Origin of the sequence: Marinomonas piezotolerans, from assembly GCF_003362755.1 — a bacterium.
Lineage (GTDB): Bacteria > Pseudomonadota > Gammaproteobacteria > Pseudomonadales > Marinomonadaceae > Marinomonas > Marinomonas piezotolerans.
Window position 1 is genome coordinate 1 of record NZ_QKRA01000028.1, and the last position, 1,186, is coordinate 1,186.

General features: G+C 46.0%; 1 protein-coding gene. It reads right to left on the reverse strand.

The window, feature by feature from the left end; translation table 11 throughout:
• Window positions 1-39: 39 nt before the first annotated feature.
• Window positions 40-1,115, reverse strand: a protein-coding gene (locus tag DN730_RS19010; protein ID WP_115469695.1) for an IS3 family transposase whose coding sequence is annotated in 2 segments (ribosomal slippage) — window positions 40-863 and window positions 863-1,115 — 1,077 coding nt in all. Because the reading frame shifts where the segments join, the coding sequence is not laid out codon by codon here.
• Window positions 1,116-1,186: the final 71 nt, after the last annotated feature.

Below are 1,186 nucleotides of genomic sequence, written 5' to 3' on the forward strand. Positions count from 1 at the left end.
GGTAATCCTCCCCTTTTTAATACAGCTTAAAAGTAGAGGTTATGCAGCCATTAGAGGTGGCTTACCTCCGTTGGCAGTATGTGGCCTTTCATGATTGTAAAACCACAGCCATTCTGTTGCATAGTCTTGAACTTCTTCAAGCGTATCAAATAGGTGTTTACTGACCCACCCATATCTCGCCGTTCGATTGTAACGCTCAATATACGCATTTTGTTGAGGGTTACCTGGCTGAATATAGTCTATTCTGATGCCTTTCTTTTTTGCCCACTTAACGAACTCATGGCTAATAAACTCCGGGCCATTATCACAGCGAAGAGCTATAGGTTTCCTCCGCCACTCCAGTAGTTGATCCAGAACCCTAATTACTCTCTGTGAAGGTAAGGAGAAGCCAGCTTCCATGGCCAATCCCTCACGCTTAAAATCATCGATCACATTAAACAGGCGGTACTTTCGTCCATCTGCCAACTGATCGTGCATAAAGTCCATCGACCAGACCTGGTTCGGTTTTGTCGGTTCTTTCAGTGGTTCCGGTGTGTTTCGCTTAAGCCGACGTCTTGGGCGAATGCGTAGATTCAGAGCCAGCTCACAGTAAATGCGGTACACACGCTTATGGTTCCAAGGATAGCCCTTTGTATTGCGAAGGTAATTGAAGCATTGACCAAAGCCCCAATCCGTTTGCTCTACGGTAAGATCAACCAACAGCTCTGCAATCTGTACGTTTTCATCGCTGTTTTGGCTTTGATAGCGGTAACACGTTTCGCTAATCGAAAAAGCCGAGCAAACCAAACGAATACTCACTTTTTTATTTGCTGCTGCATGCTGAGCCATGGTTCGCCGTTGAGACGGCTTCACCACTTTTTTGCCATGGCTTCCTGTATGATCTCGGCTTTCAAGCGTTCTTCAGCGTACATCTTTTTAAGGCGACGGTTTTCCTCTTCAAGTTCTTTCATCCGCGCCATTAAAGAAGCATCCATACCGCCATATTTGGCTCGCCATTTATAAAATGATGCCGCGCTCATGCCATGTTCACGGCACAGCTCTGGAACGGGCGTTCCGGCTTCAGCTTGTTTCAAAATCGCCATAATCTGGCTGTCGGTATAACGTGACTTTTTCATGCAGAACCTCCTGCGTTTAGATTACGAGAAAATTCTACTTTTGGCTGCTGTTAATTTTCGGGGGGATTACC